Annotated in this window: 18 protein-coding genes; 8 read left to right on the top strand and 10 right to left on the bottom strand. The window is 69.9% G+C overall.

Going from position 1 to position 18,082, the window contains the following annotated elements; genetic code table 11:
* Nucleotides 1-9 precede the first annotated feature (9 nt).
* Genes LZP97_RS23405 through LZP97_RS23390 form a run of 4 tightly spaced genes read right to left on the bottom strand, consistent with a single transcriptional unit; the run spans nt 10 to nt 4,421 of the window.
* A complete protein-coding gene (locus LZP97_RS23405) occupies nt 10-636 on the bottom strand; it encodes an acetoacetate decarboxylase family protein (RefSeq protein ID WP_017681206.1) in 627 nt (208 codons plus the stop codon).
* Nucleotides 629-2,344 carry an FAD-dependent oxidoreductase gene (locus tag LZP97_RS23400; RefSeq protein ID WP_040273640.1) on the bottom strand — a complete coding sequence of 572 codons (1,716 nt, stop codon included), beginning with the start codon at nt 2,342-2,344 and terminating at the stop codon, nt 629-631. The genes LZP97_RS23405 and LZP97_RS23400 overlap by 8 nt, the downstream gene beginning before the upstream one ends.
* Nucleotides 2,341-3,846, bottom strand: coding sequence for a flavin-containing monooxygenase (locus LZP97_RS23395; protein WP_010594987.1), 1,506 nt, complete (start codon nt 3,844-3,846; stop codon nt 2,341-2,343). Before LZP97_RS23395 ends, LZP97_RS23400 begins: the two co-directional genes overlap by 4 nt.
* Complete coding sequence (locus LZP97_RS23390; RefSeq protein ID WP_017681203.1) at nt 3,843-4,421, bottom strand: TetR/AcrR family transcriptional regulator; 579 nt, start codon at nt 4,419-4,421, stop codon at nt 3,843-3,845. Before LZP97_RS23390 ends, LZP97_RS23395 begins: the two co-directional genes overlap by 4 nt.
* Nucleotides 4,422-4,610: 189 nt before the next feature.
* Here LZP97_RS23390 and LZP97_RS23385 point away from each other — a divergent pair, with 189 nt between their 5' ends.
* From LZP97_RS23385 to LZP97_RS23370, 4 genes are all read left to right on the top strand, one after another.
* Nucleotides 4,611-5,777, top strand: a complete 1,167-nt coding sequence (locus LZP97_RS23385; RefSeq protein ID WP_040273637.1) for an acyl-CoA dehydrogenase family protein — start codon at nt 4,611-4,613, stop codon at nt 5,775-5,777.
* 49 nt (nt 5,778-5,826) lie between these two features.
* Nucleotides 5,827-7,350 (top strand): acyl-CoA synthetase, encoded by a 1,524-nt coding sequence (locus LZP97_RS23380; RefSeq protein ID WP_040273635.1) that lies wholly within the window; start codon nt 5,827-5,829, stop codon nt 7,348-7,350.
* 25 nt (nt 7,351-7,375) lie between these two features.
* Nucleotides 7,376-8,716 (top strand): MFS transporter, encoded by a 1,341-nt coding sequence (locus LZP97_RS23375; RefSeq protein ID WP_026137869.1) that lies wholly within the window; start codon nt 7,376-7,378, stop codon nt 8,714-8,716.
* A 215-nt stretch (nt 8,717-8,931) separates the two neighbouring features.
* Nucleotides 8,932-9,777, top strand: coding sequence for a PhzF family phenazine biosynthesis protein (locus tag LZP97_RS23370; protein WP_010594982.1), 846 nt, complete (start codon nt 8,932-8,934; stop codon nt 9,775-9,777).
* A gap of 42 nt (nt 9,778-9,819) precedes the next feature.
* On the opposite strand, the gene LZP97_RS23365 is transcribed toward LZP97_RS23370, so the two are convergent.
* From LZP97_RS23365 to LZP97_RS23355, 3 genes are read right to left on the bottom strand one after another with little or no spacing between them, the layout of a single operon-like run.
* Nucleotides 9,820-10,161 carry a DUF3703 domain-containing protein gene (locus LZP97_RS23365; protein WP_010594981.1) on the bottom strand — a complete coding sequence of 114 codons (342 nt, stop codon included), beginning with the start codon at nt 10,159-10,161 and terminating at the stop codon, nt 9,820-9,822.
* Nucleotides 10,161-10,880: a cation diffusion facilitator family transporter gene (locus LZP97_RS23360; protein ID WP_010594980.1), complete on the bottom strand. Its 720-nt coding sequence runs from the start codon at nt 10,878-10,880 to the stop codon at nt 10,161-10,163. The genes LZP97_RS23365 and LZP97_RS23360 overlap by 1 nt, the downstream gene beginning before the upstream one ends.
* The gene (locus tag LZP97_RS23355; RefSeq protein ID WP_010594979.1) at nt 10,880-11,209 is read right to left on the bottom strand and encodes an ArsR/SmtB family transcription factor; all 330 of its coding nucleotides are present in this window, start codon (nt 11,207-11,209) and stop codon (nt 10,880-10,882) included. Before LZP97_RS23355 ends, LZP97_RS23360 begins: the two co-directional genes overlap by 1 nt.
* A gap of 129 nt (nt 11,210-11,338) precedes the next feature.
* Here LZP97_RS23355 and LZP97_RS23350 point away from each other — a divergent pair, with 129 nt between their 5' ends.
* The 3 genes from LZP97_RS23350 to LZP97_RS23340 all read left to right on the top strand — a co-directional run bounded on the left by LZP97_RS23350 (nt 11,339) and on the right by LZP97_RS23340 (nt 15,302).
* Nucleotides 11,339-11,773: a hypothetical protein gene (locus LZP97_RS23350; protein WP_017681197.1), complete on the top strand. Its 435-nt coding sequence runs from the start codon at nt 11,339-11,341 to the stop codon at nt 11,771-11,773.
* 247 nt (nt 11,774-12,020) lie between these two features.
* Nucleotides 12,021-12,833, top strand: coding sequence for a trehalose-phosphatase (gene otsB / locus LZP97_RS23345; protein WP_010594977.1), 813 nt, complete (start codon nt 12,021-12,023; stop codon nt 12,831-12,833).
* Between the two features lie 36 nt (nt 12,834-12,869).
* Nucleotides 12,870-15,302 carry a glycoside hydrolase family 65 protein gene (locus LZP97_RS23340; protein ID WP_017681196.1) on the top strand — a complete coding sequence of 811 codons (2,433 nt, stop codon included), beginning with the start codon at nt 12,870-12,872 and terminating at the stop codon, nt 15,300-15,302.
* Between the two features lie 84 nt (nt 15,303-15,386).
* On the opposite strand, the gene LZP97_RS23335 is transcribed toward LZP97_RS23340, so the two are convergent.
* Together LZP97_RS23335 and LZP97_RS23330 are read right to left on the bottom strand one after the other, a co-directional pair.
* Nucleotides 15,387-15,896 (bottom strand): O-acetyl-ADP-ribose deacetylase, encoded by a 510-nt coding sequence (locus LZP97_RS23335; RefSeq protein ID WP_010594975.1) that lies wholly within the window; start codon nt 15,894-15,896, stop codon nt 15,387-15,389.
* Nucleotides 15,893-16,891: an ADP-ribosylglycohydrolase family protein gene (locus LZP97_RS23330; protein ID WP_048773668.1), complete on the bottom strand. Its 999-nt coding sequence runs from the start codon at nt 16,889-16,891 to the stop codon at nt 15,893-15,895. The genes LZP97_RS23335 and LZP97_RS23330 overlap by 4 nt, the downstream gene beginning before the upstream one ends.
* A gap of 67 nt (nt 16,892-16,958) precedes the next feature.
* Here LZP97_RS23330 and LZP97_RS23325 point away from each other — a divergent pair, with 67 nt between their 5' ends.
* Nucleotides 16,959-17,639 (top strand): NUDIX hydrolase, encoded by a 681-nt coding sequence (locus LZP97_RS23325; protein WP_040273626.1) that lies wholly within the window; start codon nt 16,959-16,961, stop codon nt 17,637-17,639.
* Between the two features lie 13 nt (nt 17,640-17,652).
* Here LZP97_RS23325 and LZP97_RS23320 read toward each other — a convergent pair whose 3' ends face one another.
* Complete coding sequence (locus tag LZP97_RS23320; RefSeq protein WP_010594972.1) at nt 17,653-18,060, bottom strand: hypothetical protein; 408 nt, start codon at nt 18,058-18,060, stop codon at nt 17,653-17,655.
* Nucleotides 18,061-18,082 lie beyond the last annotated feature (22 nt).

Below are 18,082 nucleotides of genomic sequence, written 5' to 3'. Positions count from 1 at the left end.
TGCCGCCCGTCAGCGCACCGTCCGGGCCGGCCCGATGCTCATCCGGCCCGAGGTGATCACGATGCCGTGGTGTGCCCCCGGCAGCAACCACTGCCCGAGCGTCGGGCCCTGCGCCTCGACGCGGACCCGCGCGTAGCGGAACCGCCCCCGCAGCCGCGCCGTGGCCCGGGCCTGACTGCCGTCCGGTTCGGGCTGGGCGAATGCCAGTCCGCCGACGATCGGCAGTTCGGGACCACGCGGGGACGCGTCGGTGTCCACCTTCCACGTGTGGCCCGTGGCCGAGAACCGGCCGGTGACGTCGCCGTCGAACGAGGCGAGCACCTTCGGCAGGTGCCAGTGCTCGCGGCCGCCGTGCACGGACGCCTCGGAGTCCACGGCGATGAACGGCACCGCCATCGCCGGGATCAGGCCCGGGCGCAGGACGGGACTGGCGAGCACCTCACGGTAGGGACCGACGGGCGAGTCGAGATAGTCCACCACCATCGCGAGGGTGAACGGCAGGGTCCGGCCACCGGGGCCGAACTGCGCCGCCCCCGGCGCACTGCGATGCCACCACAGGGCGGCGCGCGCCTGCGCCGACCACGGGGGTGGCGCGGATGTCGGCCAGTCGGTGCGTTCGTCGGTGCTCTCAGGCACGCTCCACAACACGGGCGGCCTCCTCTCGTCGGACTGGATGGATCGGCAGGCGCAGCGCCCCGGGTGCGGAGTCCGGAACGCTGGGGCGCACCGGCTGCACGGCGGTGACCGGCACGTACCCGGAGCCGGGCGCCGGACGCGGGTCGGCCTCGCCCTTGTTGGGCCACAACGCCATCGCCCGCTCGGCCTGCGCCGTGATGGTGAGCGACGGGTTCACGCCCAGATTGGCACTGACGACGGATCCGTCCACGACATGCAGACCGTCGTGACCGTAGACGCGCAGGTAGGGGTCGACGACACCGGACTCGGGCGAATCCCCGATCACGCAGCCGCCGAGGAAGTGCGCGGTCATGGGAATGTCGACCAGGTCCGCGATCGATCCGCCCGCGTCGCCGTCGATCCTGTCGGCGACCCGCCGGATCGCCTCGTGACCCACCGGGATCCACTCCGGCGGCGGCGCACCCGGTCCGCGGCGGCTCGTGAGCCGGCGCCCGAAGAACCCGCGCTTGCTCGTCAGTTCGAGCGAGTTGTCGTCGGTCTGCATGACCAGCGCGATCACGGTCCGCTCGGACCAGCGCCGCACCGACAGGCTGCGCAGGAACGCCGCCGGATTACGGGCCGCCACGGCGAAGAACTTCGCCAGCCGCGGTGTCCGGCCGCCACCGTCGACCAGCAGGGCCTGGAGGAGTCCGATAGCGTTGCTGCCCTTGCCGTATCGCACCGGTTCGATGTGGGTGTGGTCGTCCGGGTGGAAGGAGGCGGTGATCGCGATACCCCGGGAGTAGTCCACGCTGCGGTCCTGCGCCGTCGCGGCGAGCACCGCTTCGGAATTGGTGCGCACCACCGTGCCCAGCCGCGGCGACAACCGCGGCAGCGCACCGGTCTCGCGCATCGCGAGCAGCAGCCGCGACGTGCCGTAGGTGCCGGCGGCGAGCACCACCTGGTCGGCGGTGTACACGTCGTGGCGCTTGCGGATCCGGTTCGTGCTGCGGGTGCGGACCTCGTATCCGCCGCCGGCGCGCGGGCGGATCCCGGTGACGGTGGTGAGCGGGTGGATCGTCGCACCGGCCTGCTCCGCGAGGTACAGGTAGTTCTTCACCAGGGTGTTCTTCGCCCCCACCCGGCAACCGGTCATGCAGCCGCCGCACTCGGTGCAGCCGGTCCGGTCCGGGCCGGCGCCGCCGAAGAACGGGTCCGGGACCGTCTGCCCCGGCTCGCCGAAGAACACCCCGACCGGCGTGGTGGTGAACGTCTCCCCCACCCCCATCTCCTCGGCCACCGAACGCATCACGTCGTCCGCGGGGGTCGTCAGCGGATTCGGGCGCACCCCGAGCATCCGCGCCGCCTGCTCGTAGTACGGTCCGAGCTCGGCCTGCCAGTCGGTGATGTGCCCCCACTGCGGGTCCTGGAAGAAACGGGCGGGCGGCCGGTAGAGGGTGTTGGCATAGTTGAGCGATCCGCCGCCGACGCCTGCGCCCGCCATGACCAGGACGTCGGGCAGCAGATGGATGCGCTGCACGCCGTAGCAGCCCAGCGCCGGCGCCCACAGGTACTTGCGCAGCCGCCAGCTGGTCTTCGGGAGTTCGTCGTCGGCGAACCGCCGGCCGGCCTCGAGGATGCCGACGCGGTAGCCCTTCTCGGTCGCGCGCAGCGCGGCGACACTGCCGCCGAAGCCGGAGCCGACGACCAGTACGTCGTAATGGGTCATGCCGCAATCCTTTCGGCCGCGGGGCGGGCGAGGTAGTTCTCGGGGTCGAACTGCCGGGTCCGGGCGCGGTACCGCCAGGTGAACGTAGGCCACATCACCGAGTTACGGCCCTTGCGGTCGAGGTACCAGCTGTCGCAGCCGCCCGCGTTCCACACCGTGCCCGCGAGGGCTGGATCGAGTTCGGCGTTGTAGGTGCGCTGCGCGCCCGCGGTCACCTCGACGGCGGACAGACCCCGGGACCTCATGGCGCGCAATGCATCCGCGATGTAGGCGGCCTGCGACTCGAGCATGTACACGATCGAGCTGTGACCGAGGTTGGTGTTCGGCCCGTACATCAGGAAGAGGTTGGGGAAACCGTGGACCGCGATGCCCAGATAGGCGCTGGGGCTGCCGTTCCAGGTCTCGGCGAGGGTGCGGCCGTCGCCGCCTCGGATGTGCTGGGCCACCGGTGGTTCGGTGACGGTGAAGCCGGTACCGAAGATGACGGTGTCGACCTCGTACTCGTTGCCGGCTTCGTCGACGACCCCGTTCTCGGTGAGGGCGGTCAGCCCGGACGCCACGACGGTGACGTCGGGCCGGGTGATCGCCGGGAACCAGTCGTTGGACAGCAGGATCCGTTTGCACATGATCCGGAACTTCGGGGTGAGCTTCGCCCGCAGCTCCGGATCGGCGACCTGCCTGTCGAGCACCGACAGCGCCCGGCGCTCGAACAGCGGCACGAGCCACCGGCGTGCGAACGGGCGTGTCATCCCGACGACGTACGTCTCCTTCTGCCCGTAGACGGCCGCGCGAACGACCTTCTGTGCGAGCGGGAAACGCCGGTAGAGGGCCCGCACCGGACGCGCGATGGTGTGGTCGTGCTTGGGCATGACCCACGAGGCGGTGCGCTGGAACAGTGTCAGGTGCCCGACGGTGTCGACGATGGCGGGGACGAACTGGATCGCGGAGGCGCCGGTGCCGATCACGGCGACGCGCTTGCCGGTCAGGTCGTAGTCGTGGTCCCACTGCGCCGAATGGAACATCTTGCCGCGGAACGATTCCAGTCCCGGCACCTTCGGCAGGGTGGGGGTGGACAACGCGCCGGTCGCCGAGACGAGCACCTCGGCGGTGAGGTCACCACGCGACGTCGACACCATCCAGCGGGCGCTTTCGTCGTCCCATTGCGCGTCACGCAGTTCGCACCCGAACATCGTCCGGTCGGTGACGCCCTGCTCCTTCGCGACCCGGCGCAGGTAGGCGTAGATCTCCTCCTGGGTACCGTGAGCCTTCGACCAGTCCGGTTCGGGCGCGAAGGAGAACGAGTACAACGCGCTCGGCACGTCGCAGGCCGCACCCGGGTAGGTGTTCACGCGCCAGGTGCCGCCGACGTCGTCGCCTCGTTCGATCACGAGGACGTCGGCGCGCGGATCCTCGCGCAGGAGGGTGGCGGCCATGCCGATGCCCCCGAAGCCCGCCCCGACGACGAGCGTGTGTACGTGCGGCGGGAGGGTCTCGATGCTCACTTCATCACCAGTTCCTTCCAGACCGGGAGCAGCCGCTCCCGGATCTCACGATCCGATTCGGGGGTACGCATCAGGGCGGCGACGGCAAGTCCGCGAGCGAGTTCGATGCTCAGGTCGATCTCGTCGGGCCCCATCCGGTCACCCATGATCTCCAGGCAGCCGACCCGCAGCGCATCGGAGACCTTGCGCTCGAGGGGGATCACCGCCTCGTGCAGGGCGGGATCGGTCCGCGCGGCCACCCACAGCTCGAGCGCGGCATGGAACAGCGGCCCGCGGAACGCGTCGGTGAGGACGTCGAGGCCCCGCTCGGGGTCCGGGCTCGCCTCGAGAATCTCCGTCAGGCGCTTGTCCACGAGGTGTTCGACCGCGGCGACGACGAGTGATTCCTTGGTCGGGAAGTGATGCAGTTGCGCGCCCCGGGACACCCCGGCCCGCTTGGCGATCACCTGCGTGGTGGTGCGTGCGTAGCCGAGCTCGACGAGCGAGTCGACGGCCGCGTCGAGGAGTTTCGCCCGGGTCACGGCGGTGCGCTCGGCCTGCGTGCGCCCGGTGCCCGTGGATGTGGTTCGAGTCACAGAACGGACGGTAACAGTCAATGAACAAACAGTCCAGACTGCTTGCAAATAACCGGCGGGCCGGCGTCACTCCAGCTGGCGGGCGTAGCCACCCAAAAGCAACTGGAATTCAACCGTTGACTATTTCAATCGTTATTGGTCTACTGTGATCTGCGCGACAAACGTCGCAGAAGGAGGACCGCCGTCTCCATGAGTGCCGTGTCGCTCGACCGCACCGTCTACGAATCCGACCACGACGCGTTCCGCGAAACCGCGCGACGCTTCGCCGAGCGCGAGGTCGCACCGCACCTCGAGGAGTGGGCCGCCACGGGCCGCGTCGATCGTGAGCTGTACCGGCAGGCCGGCAAGCTCGGCCTGCTCGGGGTCGCCGTGCCGGAACGGTTCGGCGGCGGCGGCATCGACGACTTCCGGTTCGGGGCCGTGCTCATCGAGGAACTCGCCCGCGCCGGCGCCCAGGCCGTCACCATGGGGCTGTCGGGATTCAACGACCTGGTCGCGCCGTACTTCACGGCCCTCGGCACCGACGAGCAGAACCACCGCTGGCTCGCCCCGATGGTCGCCGGCGAGACGATCGGCGCGATCGCGATGACCGAGCCCGGCACCGGCAGCGACCTCGCCGCCGTCACCACCACGGCGATCCCCGACGGCGACCACTTCGTCCTGAACGGCAGCAAGATCTTCATCTCCAACGGCATCCTCGCCGACACGATCATCGTCGTCGCAAAGACCGATCCCGCCGCCGGGAAGAACGGGGTGAGCCTGCTCGTCGTCGAGGACGGCATGCCCGGCTTCACGAAGAACGGCCCGCTCGACAAGGTGGGCCTGTCCGCCCAGGACACCGCCGAGCTGGTGTTCGACGACGTCCGAGTGCCCCGGACCCACCTCCTCGGCGAGGAGAACAAGGGCTTCGGCTACCTACGGCACAACCTGCCGCAGGAGCGGCTGAGCATCGCGGTGACGTCCATGGCCCTGATGACCCGAACGTTCGAGACGGCGTTGCGCCACGCCACCGACCGCAGGGCGTTCGGGCAGCGCATCGCCGACTTCCAGGCCAACCGCTTCTACCTCGCCGAACTGGCCACCGAGATCGAGGTCGCCCAGGTGTTCGTGGACCGCTGCATCCTCGACGCCGCCCACGGACGCCTCGACGAGGTGACTGCGGCGATGGCGAAGTGGTGGGTCACCGAGCTGCATCTGAAGGTCGTGCACCGTGCCGTGCAACTGCACGGCGGCTACGGCTTCATGAAGGAGTACGACGTCGCCCGCGACTATCTGGACTCCCGGGCCGGGACGCTCTACGGCGGCACCACGGAAATCATGAAGGAGATCGTCGGCCGCAGGCTCACCCGGCCGTAGCCGCTTCGATCCAGAACATCCTGAAATTCCCAGGCATCGAGGAGATCCCGTGCTCAACCAAGGTACCGGTACGTGGCCGCGCCGACGCGCCCGGCAGGCCCCCGACGCGGTCGCGCTCGCCTTCCGCGGCACCGGCGTCACCTACCGCGAACTCGACGAGCGGGTCACCCGGCTCGCCCACGCCCTGCGCGCCCAGGGTGTCGGCCCCGGGGACCGCGTCGCGCTGCTGTCGGCGAACCACCCCGCCTATCTCGAAGTGCTGTTCGCCGCCGGTCTGCTCGGGGCGGTGTTCGTGCCGCTCAACGCCCGGCTGACCACCCCCGAGGTGGAGTACTGCCTGGCCGACTCCGGCAGCATCGTCCTGGTCCATTCCGCCGCCCTCACGGACGTCGCCGACGCCGCCGCGACCGCGGCCGGCACCACCCGGCGCGTGGTCCTCGACGGTGCGCCCGACGACCGGGCCGTCGGCTACGAGGAGATCGTCGCGGCCGCTCCCACCGACCGCCTCGACCTCCCGGTCACGCACGAGGACCCGTGCTTCATCATGTACACCTCCGGCACGACGGGCCGGCCCAAGGGTGTCGTCCTCACCCACGGGAACGTGGTGTTCGCGGTGATGAACCCGATCGTCGACCTCGACTTCCTGTCCGACGAGGTGGCTCTCGTCGCCGCACCCCTGTTCCACACCGCCGCATTGAACTTCGTCGCCCTGCCCACCCTGCTCAAGGGCGGCACCGTGCTCATCGAGGAAGGCTTCGAGCCGGGCCGCATCCTCCACCTGATCGAAACCGAAAGGGTCACCTACTCGTTCGGGGTGCCCACGATGCTCGACGCGATGAGCGCCCACCCGAACTGGGACCGCACCGACCTGAGTTCGATCCGGCGCTGGATCGTGGCGGCCGCACCGGTTCCGCCGCGGACCCTGCAGACCTACACCGCCCGCGGCGTCCGCCTCTGCCAGGGATACGGGCTGACCGAGACCGGTCCGGGCGCGCTGATCCTCACCCCCAAGGACGCCGAGCGCAAGCTCGGCACCGCGGGCGCGCCGCACTTCTTCACCGACGTGCGTGTCGTCGACCCCGACGGCACCGAGGCCGCCCCCGGAGAACGCGGCGAGATCCAGATCTCCGGCCCGAACGTGATGCAGCGCTACTGGAATCGACCCGACGCCACCGCCGACGCGTTCACCGGCGACGGCTGGTTCCGCTCCGGCGACGTGGGGGTTCCCGACGAGGACGGCTTCGTCACGATCGTCGACCGGCTCAAGGACATGATCATCTCGGGGGGCGAGAACATCTACCCCGCCGAGGTGGAGGCCGCCATCCTCGACCTGCCCGGCGTGCTCGGCTGCGCCGTCTTCGGTGTGCCCGACGAGAAATGGGGCGAGGTCGGCCGGGCCGCGGTCACCCTCGCCGACGGCGTCACCCTCACCGAGGAAGAGCTGTTCGCCTTCCTCGGCGAGCGTCTCGCCAAGTACAAGATCCCCACATCGCTCCTCGTTCTCGACGAGATCCCCCGCAACGCCACCGGAAAGGTCCGCAAGGACACGTTGCGCGAGCAGTACGCCCACTGACCCGACCGCCACTGCAGGAGCCCCCATGACTGTCACCGCATCCGCGGACATCACTGCGGCCCAGAGGAAGAAGGAAGTTCGACGCGTCGTGCTGTCGAGCTACCTGGGCAGCACGATCGAGTTCTACGACTTTCTGCTCTACGCGACCGCGGCAGCGATCGTCTTCGCCCCCGTGTTCTTCTCGGACCTGTCCCCGCTCGCCGGGACCATCGCGTCGATGGGCACGTTCGCCGCGGGCTACCTCGCCCGCCCCTTCGGGGGCATCGTCTTCGGGCACTTCGGCGACCGGTACGGCCGCAAGTCGATGCTGCTGATCTCGATGACGGTCATGGGCGTGGCCTCGTTCCTCATCGGCCTCGTCCCACCGGCGTCGGCGATCGGATCCTGGGCCGCGATCATTCTCGTGCTGCTGCGCGTGTGCCAGGGCATCGCCGTCGGCGGCGAGTGGGGCGGGGCGGCACTCATGTCCCTCGAGCACGTCGGCGGGCGGGGACGCGGCTTCGCCGCGGCGTTCACCAACGCCGGCGCACCCACCGGTTCGCTGCTCGGCACCCTCGCCCTGGCACTGGTGGCGCTGCTGCCCGAGGACGACTTCCTGTCGTGGGGCTGGCGCATCCCGTTCCTGCTGTCCGCGGTGATGCTGGCCGTCGGCCTGTTCGTCCGGGCCCGGGTTTCCGAGAGCCCGCTGTTCCGGGAGGCGATGGCCAAGCAGGTCGAGGTCGATGCCGCCGCCGTGGACCGGCCCACCCCGCCGATCCTGAGCATCCTGCGCCGGCCGCGAAATCTGCTGCTCGTCGCCCTGGGCTGCATGGCCAGCTTCGGGATCCAGACCATGTTCACCACCTTCGCCATCGGGTACGCATCCCACTCCGGGGTGACCCGATCGCAGGCGCTGATGGCGTTCGCCGTCTGCCAGTTCGTCGCGATCTTCACCCTGCTCGGATTCGCCCGCCTCTCCGACCGCGTGGGCCGGCGCCCGGTGATGCTCTTCGGCCTCGGCGCGTTCGTCGTGCTGATCGTGCCGATCCTGGCGCTGCTCTCGTCCGGCAACGTCGCGCTGGTGACGCTCGGGTTCGTGCTCGGCTTCGGCGTCTGCCAGTCCGCGACGTACGGTCCGATGGCCGCTTACATCGCCGAGCAGTTCGGCACCGCGGCCCGGTACACCGGCGCCTCGCTCGGCTACCAGGGCGCGACACTGCTCGGCGCGGGCTTCACGCCGGTGATCCTCGCGTCGCTGCAGGCGGCCGCCGGCGGCGGCACCGGACTGGTCGCGGCGTTCATGATCGGTCTGGCAGTCCTGAGCGCGGTGTTCATCCTCTTGGCGAAGGAGAGCAAGGACCGCGATCTGAGCACCTACGAGCACTGATACGCGAACCCCGAGGGCGCGCAGGGAAATCCCTGCGCGCCCTCGGGGTTTCCGACTCCGGTCAGCGCCGCACCGGCCGGTGCTCCGGATACGCCCGCGCCGAGGTCTCCACCGCCGTGGGGAACGGCTCGAACGCCGCCTCGAGCGGCCGGATATTCGGGTGCGTACCGCCGGCTCCGCGACCACAATGGGACGGCAACGACGAAGGAGACGAAATGGTGCAGCCACGGTCCCGGGAGTTTGCGCAGGTAGACGTGTTCGCCGCCGAACCGTATCGGGGAAACCCCGTCGCGGTGGTTCTCGACGGCGCCGGCCTCCCGGACGAGGCGATGGCGCAGTTCGCGGCGTGGACGAACCTGTCCGAGACCACGTTCGTCCTTCCCCCGACGACCGCCGGGGCCGACTACCGGCTCCGCATCTTCACTCCGGCCGCGGAGATCCCGTTCGCCGGTCACCCCACCCTCGGCTCGGCGCAGGCGTGGCTCGAGGCCGGCGGGGTGCCGAACAGCCCGGGTCTGCTCGTCCAAGAGTGCGGAGCCGGACTCGTCGCACTGCGCCGCGGCGACGAGTCCCTGGCATTCCGGGCTCCCGAACCGGTCCGTCGCGGCGACCTCGACGACGAGCACCTGGCCCGGATCGCGCGGGGGCTCGGGATCGACCGTGCGCGAATCGTGGCGCACAACTGGGTCGACAACGGACCCGGCTGGGCCGCGGTCCTGCTCGGGTCCGCGCAGGAGGTGCTCGACCTCGAACCCGACGACCAGCACATGCGCGATCTCATCCTCGGCGTCGTCGGTCCCTACCCGCCGGGATCGCCGCTGCAGTTCGAGGTGCGCGCCTTCGCGGCGCCCGTGGGCGTCAGGGAAGACCCGGTGACGGGCAGCCTCAACGCCGGCCTGGCCCAGTGGCTGATCGGTGCCGGCCTCGCGCCGGCCGACTACCGGGCGAGTCAGGGCACTCGCGTCGGCCGCCGCGGCATCGTGACCGTGCATTCGTCCGGCGACGAGGTGTGGATCGGAGGACGCAGCACGACGTGCATCCGGGGCGCCGTGCACCTGTAGGGCACCGGTCTCGGGACGGGGTCTCCCGTCGTCTCCGTGCGACTACGCCGACAGCGCTCGGGCCAGATCGTCGGGGACCGGCATCGGCGTGGTCAGTCCGGCGGCGACCCGTCCGATGTTGCCTTCGGGATACCGGCCGGTCATCGAACCGGGGGCAGCCACGAGGATCCGCACGACCTGCCCGAAAGCCTCGCGGCGGTCACGGCAGCGCAGGGCCAGGGCGAGCATCGCGGCGTGGTTGCAGGTGTGCAGCCACGGGTCCGGCTGCGAGAGGATGTGTGCGCGTTCGAGATGGCGCCACCGCTGTTGCGGGTCGACGGCGGTTCTCGACGCCGTCATCTCCTGTCGGTAGAGGGCTCGGGCAGTGGCACCGATACGAGGCATCATCGATCCTTCGGTTCAGGAGGGGTTCGGCAACAATCGCATTCGGATCCGCAGCAGCATTCCGGCGCGTCATCGGTCACCACTGCGGGTACTGGACAGCAGGTTCGGCCCCTCCAGGCTTCGAGTCCTTCCCGCACCGCGAAGACCGCAATGACGAGTGCCGCGACCGGATCGGCCCACGACAGACCGAATGCGCTGTTGAGTACCAGCCCGATCAGCAGCACGGCCGAGAGGTACGTGCACAGCAGCGTCTGCTTCGAATCGGCCACGGCGGAGGCGGATCCGAGTTCGCGCCCGGTACGCCGCTGAGCCCAGGACAACACGGGCATGATCACCAGGCTCGCCGCGGCCAGCGCGATCCCGACCGGCGAGTGCCGGGCTTCGCCGATCCCGAGCAGCGATCGGATCGAGTCGACGCCGACATACAGGGCGAGCCCGAAGAACGAGAACGCGATGATCCGCAGCGTGGCCTTCTCGCGGGCTTCCGGATCTCGGCCGGCGAACTGCCAGGCCACCGCGGCGGCGGAGGACACCTCGATCAGCGAATCGAGCCCGAACCCGATCAGCGCCGTCGACGACGCCCGCGCGCCCTCGGTCAATGCGACGCTCGCTTCGACGATGTTGTACGCGATCGTCGCGGTCACCAGCAGCCGGATCCGTTTCGTGAGCACGGCCCTGCGCGGCGCCGACGGCGCGGGGGCGTGTGGCCGCGCGGACATCAGCAGCAGTCCTCGGCCGCGGCGGCGGGACAACACGAGGGGTCCACCGTCAGGACCAGGTCGAGCAGGTCGTCGAGTGCGTGCCCGATCCGGCGATCGGCGAGTTCGTAACGATTGCGCCGGCCTTCGGGCACCGCGACGACGAGACCGCACCCACGCAGGCACGCCAGGTGGTTCGAGAGGATCTGCCGGCTGACGCCGATCGCCTCGGCCAGTTCCGAGGGATAACCCGGGCCACGCCGCAGGGTCAGCAGAATCCGTGTCCGGGTCGGATCCGAGAGGGCATGACCGAACCGGGACAGCGCGTCGTGATGCTCCACCGTCTCCACGACCTCGAATGTACATCGAATCCTGTATTCAGGAAATGATGTATCGAATCGCCGTCCGCGAGGCAGTACCGGCCGGCGCGCCGCCGCTAGACTCGGCGGCCACATGCCGACCGCAGCCGAGGACGGGTGATGGACACTCTCGCGCGTTACGTCGAACTGTTCGTGCCGATGCTCTGGCTCGGAATGGTGCTCGCGATCTCCTTCCTGGAGGCGCCTTTGAAGTTCCGGGCGCCGGGGATCACCATCCCGCTCGGACTCGGCATCGGGCGCCTGGTGTTCCGGGCCCTGAACACGGTCGAGGTCGTTCTCGCCGTCGCGCTGATCGTCGCGTGCCTGATCCTCTCGCCGGGCACGACGGGCTGGGTGCTGCTGCTGGTGACCGTGGCCGTGCTGGCGGTGCAGGTGGCGGTGGTCCGGCCGCCGTTGACACGCCGGTCGAACCGCGTCCTCGCCGGCGAGGACGTGCCCCGCTCGAACGCGCACTACGCGTACGTGGCACTCGAGATCGCCAAGGTCGCCTTGTTGATCGCGCTCGCGATCGTGCTCGCCGGCGCCATCGTCTGATCCCGGCGGACGATCGCGCCCCACGGGGCCGTCACGTCGTATGCCCGCCTTGCCTCCGGCACGGCCCTACAGTAGGAATCGAGGAGCTCATCGCCGTCGACGCTGCCGGCGTCACGGAGCCGAACACGAGGGGGCGTACCGATGCCTGTGACAGCCACTGTTCACCGGCCGGTGCGCGCGGCGAGTCTGCGGTCGCGTCGCCCTCGTCCCACCGAGGCGCCGCGAGGGCGCAGGAGGTAATCCCACAATGGCGGACACTTCGGTTCGCGACCTGCCCCCCGCGCTCGGGAACGAGGACCTGGCGCGGCTGCTGGACGGACGCCGGCCGGCGGTGTTCCTCGACTACGACGGAGTACTCACCCCGATCGTGTCGCGACCCGAGGACGCTGTGATCTCGGACGGTATGCGTACCGTCGTCCGAGATCTCGCAGCACGGTGCCCGGTCTGCGTCGTGACCGGCCGGGACCGGGCGGTGGTGCAGCAGCTGATGGGCGTCGACGACCTCGTGGTGGCCGGCAGCCACGGCTTCGACATCTGGACTCCGCAGCGCGGCTCCGTCTCCGACGACCGCGTGGCCCGGTTCGCGGACCTCGTCGCCGCGGTGACCGAGCGGCTCCGCGCCGAGATCGGGACGATCCCGGGTGCGCTGGTGGAGCCGAAACGCGCGTCGGTCGCAGTGCACTACCGGCTCGTCGACCCTGCGGACCGGAATCGGATCGAGGCGGTCGTGCAGACCCTGCTCACCGAGCATCACGGCGAACTGAAGGTCACCCCGGGAAAGATGGTGTACGAGCTCGCGCCCGCCATCGACTGGGACAAGGGCCGGGCCGTGCTGTACCTCGTGGACGTTCTCGGTCTCGACTCGGCCGACACGGTACCGGTGTACCTGGGCGACGACATCACCGACGAGGACGCCTTCCGGGCGTTGCGCGGGCGGGGGATCGGCATCCTCGTGGGCCGGCCGGACGATCCGGAGATGGCGGGCCGGACCACGGCCGCCGAATTCGCACTCGCCTCCGTCGACGAGGTGGAGCGCTTCTTGACCACACTGGCGCGGTGATCGGGGGCCACGCCCAGGGACATCCAGGGGGACGTCGTGCAGGACCCGAAGTTCGAACTCGACTACGACCGGTTCGACAGCGCGTCGGAGGGACTGCGAGAGGCGCTGACCTCCACCGGCAACGGCTACTTCTGCACGCGCGGCACCGCCGAGTGGGAGGACATGAGTCCCATCCACTACCCCGGCACGTACGTGCACGGGATCTACAACCGCGAGACCACCATCATGGGCGGCCGCCCGGTGCTGAACGAGGATCTGGTCAACGTCTCGAACTGGCTGGTCCTCAAGCTTCGCATCGAAGGCGGGGACGCCGTACGGCTCGACGACGTCGACGTGCTGTCCTACCGGCACACCTACGACATCCGGCTCGCCACGGTGAAGCGCGAGGTGCGATTCCGGGACCGGTTCGGGCGGGAGACCACCCTGCGGAGCCGTCGCTTCGTGAGCATGGCCCAGAGCCATCAGGCCGGGATCGAATGGACGCTGGTCCCGGAGAACTGGTCCGGGACGGTGGAGGTGGTCTCGGCACTGGACGGCCGCGTCACGAACCAGATCGTCGCCCGCTACCGGCAGCTCGAGGGCCGCCATCTGGATCCGGTATCCCCGCGTACCTTCGGCAACGAGACCATCGCGCTGCGCGTGCAGACCCGCCAGTCCGACATCTACATCGCCGAGGCCGCCCGTACCCGGGTCTTCCGCGGGGAGGGCTACGACGGCGGACCGCTCGAGGTCGACCGCTCGCTGTACCAGATGGAGGACTACATCCAGCAGGTGCTCTCCTTCGACGTCGAGCAGGGCCGGCCGACGCGCGTGGAGAAGATGGTGTCGCTGTTCACCTCCCGGGACAATGCGATCACCGAGGCGCTGGCCGCGTCCGGCCGGCACGTGCTGCGGTACCCGGACTTCGCCCCCGCGTATGCCGAGCACGAAGCGGCGTGGGACGAACTGTGGGACATCTGCGACGTCCGGCTGCCCAGCGAACCGCGTGCCGACCTCCTGCTGCGGCTCCATGTCGCGCACGTGCTGCAGGTCTGTTCCCGGCACACGGCGCGGCACGACGTCGGCGTGCCGGCACGTGGACTCAACGGAGAGGCGTACCGGGGGCACGTGTTCTGGGACGAGATGTACATCCAGCCCTTCCTGAACCTGCGGATGCCGGAGGTGACCCGGAGCCTGCTGCTCTACCGGTACCGCCGGCTGTCCGAAGCCCAGGCCGCGGCCGAGGAGGCCGGGTACCGCGGCGCGATGTTCCCCTGGCAGAGCGGCAGCGACGGCACCGAGGAGACCCAGGCAGTCCATCTCAATCCCCTTTCCGGGCAGTGGGATCCAGACCTCAGCCGGAATCAGCGGCACGTCAACGCGGCGATCTTCTACAACGTGTGGCGCTTCCTGCAGGCGACCGACGACACGGAGTTCCTGGCCGACTACGGCGCCGAGCTCATGCTCGAGATCGCCCGGTTCTGGGCGTCGGTGGCCCACTACAACTCCGAGCGCGAACGCTACGAGATCCACGGTGTGATGGGGCCGGACGAGTTCCATGAACGCCACCCCGGCGCGGCCGAGGCCGGTTTGCGCAACAACGCCTACACCAATGTCATGGTGGCCTGGATCATGGCGACGGTTCCGGCGGTGCTCGGCTCGCTCTCGTCCAGCCGGCGCGGCGCCCTGCTCGCCCAGCTCGCGGTCACCGACGAGGAGCTGCGCACATGGGACGACATGAGCCGGCGGATGTTCGTGCCCTTCCACGAGGGCGTCGTCAGCCAGTTCGAGGGTTACGACGAACTCGAGGAACTCGACTGGGAGCACTACCGCGCCGCATATCCCAACATCCAGCGGCTCGATCGCATCCTCCGGGCGGAGGGCGAGGATCCGAACCGGTTCAAGATGGCCAAGCAGGCCGACACGGTGATGTTGTTCTTCCTGCTCGACGACGACGAACTGCACACGACGTTCGAGCGGCTGGGCTATCCGTACGACCGGGAGCTGGCCCGGCGCACCATCGAGTACTACGACCAGCGGACCTCACACGGGTCGACGCTCAGCCACGTCACCTTCGCCGGAGTGCTCGCCGACATCCATCCGCCCAGCTCGTGGGAACGCTTCATGCTGGCACTCGAGAGCGACGTCAGCGACATCCAAGGTGGAACCACCAAGGAGGGCATCCACATGGGCGTCATGTCCGGCACGCTCGACCTGCTGCAGAGCAGCTTCGTCGGCGCCCGGGTCTACGACGGTGTGCTGCTGTTCCGGCCCCGCCTCGTGGACCGGCTCGACGGCGTGTCCTTCTCGATCCGGTTCCGGGGCACCCCGCTACGGGTACGCATCGTGGGTGGCGAACTGACCGTGCTGGCCCAGTCCGAGGGGTTCCACGGACCCGTCCGGGTGGGTCTCGACGGTCAGGTCTGCGAACTCGGCGCCGGGGAGAGTTGTGTGTTCACCCTGCCCACCCAGGAACCGTCGATGCCCTGAGCACCGCCCAACCGTTGTGGCCGAATGTCACATGCGGTCGATCCAACCGACCGAATGTGACATTCGGTCACCGGCGCCGGCGTCCTACGGCAACGAGCGGCGCATCAGTTCGGCGACGCTCCGGTCGTACGCGACGAGCGTGACGATCTCGACGGCGGTGCGGGCGGAGGTCAGCGCGGTGACCGCCTGCCGGATCGCGTCCTCCCTCGGCCAGCCGTAGGCACCGGCGGAGATGAGCGGGAACGCGACGGTGCGGGCGCCGAGGGTGTCGGCGACGGCGAGACTGCGGGTGTAGGCCGACCGCAGCAGGTGCGAGCGGTCCTCGTGGGGCGAGTAGAGCGGTCCGACGGTGTGGATCACCCAGCGCGCCGGGAGTTTTCCGGCAGTGGTGGCCACCGCCGCACCGACGTCCAGACCGTTGGGCAGGGTCGTCGCGCGCAGGGCCTTGCAGGCGGCGAGGATCTCCGGACCGCCGGCGTGGTGGATGGCGCCGTCGACGCCGCCGCCGCCGAGGAGGGAGGACTTGGCGGCGTTGACGATCGCGTCGACGCGCTGGGCGGTGATGTCGCCGTGGACGACGTCGATGAGGGTCACGACTGCTCCTGGAACGTGGTGGGACGAGCGGGGACGGCGACGGGACGACCGTATCCCTTGCGGGCGGCCGCCGTGGCCAGGCGGGTCAGGTCGTGCGCGGTGTACCCGGGCCAGCCGTGCAGGATGCGCCGCCAACGATCCGGGACCGCCGAGGCGCCCCAGCGAGCGCCGAGCAGTCCGCCCGCGATGGCGGCGGTCGTGTCGGTGTCACCGCCGGCGCGGACCGCGGCCTCGAGGGCACGCTGCAGGTGCCCGGCGTCGGAATCGTCGGTCGTGCTGATCGCCCACCACGCGGTCTGCAGCGCGTGGACGGTCCATCCGTTGTTCGCGAAGTCGTCGGGCGAGCCGCACTCGGCCCGATCGAGCAACGGGCCCCAGTACTCGGCGACGTCGGCGGGGCAGACCTGCAGGTATCCGCGGACACCGTCGAAGGTGCCGTGCAGGACGGCGTGGCGGATCGCGTACGTCCACAGCCGGCAGGCCTGGACCACCCGGGGGTCGTCGTGGGTCAGCCGGGCCACCTCCCCCGCGGCGACGAGCGCGACGTCCGTCCCGCCCGCGCCGAGACAGGACAATGCGACGGGGGCGGTGCGCATGAGAGCGCCGTTGCCGCCCTTGCGGCCGGGAAGGGCGCGGGCGCGGGCCTGCATCGCGGCGCCGCCGGCGGGACGATGCGAGAGCACCGCGCGGGTCTGGTTGCCGATGTCCTTCGGGTCCGAGTCGAACCAGCGCACGAACTGCGCGGCCACCGCGTCGAGACCGGCGGCGCTGCCGAGGTCGACGCCCGTGGCCGCGACCTCGGCGACGGCGACGGTCATCGCGGTGTCGTCGGTCCACTCCCCCGGTTCCCACCCGAACACGCCGCCGCCGACCATGCCGATCTCAGCGTCCGCCGCGGGGTGAGTGAATTCGTAGCCGGCGCCGAGGGCGTCCCCGGCCGCCGTCGCCACCAGCACCCCCACCGCTCGGTCGCACTGTCGTGTCGTCAATGCCATCGCTCGTCCCACCCTTCGATCAAATCTGCGCTATCAGCTTAGATCATGTCCGAGCTAAGCTGCAAGAGTGAACGAGTGGAGGGACGAGACCGGCCGGACGCTGGGCGACTATCCGCACCCGTCGGCGGCGGTGGACGTCGCCGTGCTGACCTACTGCGACGGCGAACTCCGGGTGCTGGCCGTCGAGCACGGCCACGGCCCCCTGGCCCTGCCCGGCACGTTCCTCCGCGAACGCGAACGGCTCGCCGACGCCGCCCGGCGCGTGCTGCGCGACAAGACGAACCTCGCCGGCATCCGATTCCACCAGATCGGCGCGTTCGACACCCCCGACCGGGATCCGCGCGGATGGGTGATCTCGATCGCCCATGCCGCGGCGGTCCCCCACGAGGATCTCCCGCCCCGCGCCCTCCTCGTGGTGGTGCGTGACGGAAAGGCCGACCAGCCGCTGGCTTTCGATCATGCCGAGATGGTGGCGGCGGCCGTGGCGGATCTGCGGGCGCGCTACGCACAGCGTGTCGATCCGGACGGGCTGCTCGGCGACGAGTTCACCGTCCTCGAGCTGCGGCGGCTGTACGAGGTGGTGTTCGGTCTTCCACTGCAGAAGGACTCGTTCCGCCGCCACGTCGTCGACGCTCTCGACAGCACCGGGCGCATGTCGAGTCCGGGTACCGGCCGGCCTGCGGAACTGTTCCGCCGCAAGGACGGCGCCCGGTTGCCGGCTCAGGCGGCGGTGTTGTTCACCGGCTGAGGCGGCCGCGGGGTCACAGGATCGGATAGACGAAGTGCCCGGGCCCGCCGCCCGGCAGACTCGAACCGGTGACGTTCGGCAGGTTGGCCGGCAGCCGGATCAGCTTGTGCGGCTGCCCGTTCTGATCGGCCTGCCAACAGTCGGTGGTCACGCCGTGGAAGCCGACGCAGACGATCCGGGTGCCGGTGCCGAACGGTGACGTGAGCCGATTCCGGTTCACCAGCGGATTCCAGTAGTCCAGGTCCGCAGGAGTCAGGAAGTCCTTGGTCTCGTACGGCATCATCGGTGTCGGATAGGACGGAATCTCGGGCCACTGGTCCTGCGCCGACGCCGGGCCGGATGCGCCGAAGACTGCGGCGGCCGCCAGCAGCAGCGTCGCTCCCGCTCGCCGGGCACGGCGGCCGATACGGTTGCTCGTCATCTCGCCTCCTCGCGGTACTCGT

It is taken from the genome of Rhodococcus sp. DMF-1, assembly GCF_021441945.1.
Classification (GTDB): Bacteria; Actinomycetota; Actinomycetes; order Mycobacteriales; family Mycobacteriaceae; genus Rhodococcus; species Rhodococcus ruber.
The sequence above is the reverse complement of the archived record's forward strand: the minus strand, read 5'-3'. Positions and strand labels throughout refer to the sequence as shown.

What these genes read in the sequence shown, in the direction of transcription:
- LZP97_RS23400 (WP_040273640.1), bottom strand. Translation starts at nt 2,344, where the DNA reads ATGACCCATTACGACGTACTGGTCGTCGGCTCCGGCTTCGGCGGCAGT.
- LZP97_RS23385 (WP_040273637.1), top strand. Translation starts at nt 4,611, where the DNA reads ATGAGTGCCGTGTCGCTCGACCGCACCGTCTACGAATCCGACCACGAC.
- LZP97_RS23375 (WP_026137869.1), top strand. Translation starts at nt 7,376, where the DNA reads ATGACTGTCACCGCATCCGCGGACATCACTGCGGCCCAGAGGAAGAAG.
- LZP97_RS23370 (WP_010594982.1), top strand. Translation starts at nt 8,932, where the DNA reads ATGGTGCAGCCACGGTCCCGGGAGTTTGCGCAGGTAGACGTGTTCGCC.
- LZP97_RS23365 (WP_010594981.1), bottom strand. Translation starts at nt 10,161, where the DNA reads ATGCCTCGTATCGGTGCCACTGCCCGAGCCCTCTACCGACAGGAGATG.
- LZP97_RS23360 (WP_010594980.1), bottom strand. Translation starts at nt 10,880, where the DNA reads ATGTCCGCGCGGCCACACGCCCCCGCGCCGTCGGCGCCGCGCAGGGCC.
- LZP97_RS23350 (WP_017681197.1), top strand. Translation starts at nt 11,339, where the DNA reads ATGGACACTCTCGCGCGTTACGTCGAACTGTTCGTGCCGATGCTCTGG.
- otsB (WP_010594977.1), top strand. Translation starts at nt 12,021, where the DNA reads ATGGCGGACACTTCGGTTCGCGACCTGCCCCCCGCGCTCGGGAACGAG.
- LZP97_RS23330 (WP_048773668.1), bottom strand. Translation starts at nt 16,891, where the DNA reads ATGGCATTGACGACACGACAGTGCGACCGAGCGGTGGGGGTGCTGGTG.
- LZP97_RS23320 (WP_010594972.1), bottom strand. Translation starts at nt 18,060, where the DNA reads ATGACGAGCAACCGTATCGGCCGCCGTGCCCGGCGAGCGGGAGCGACG.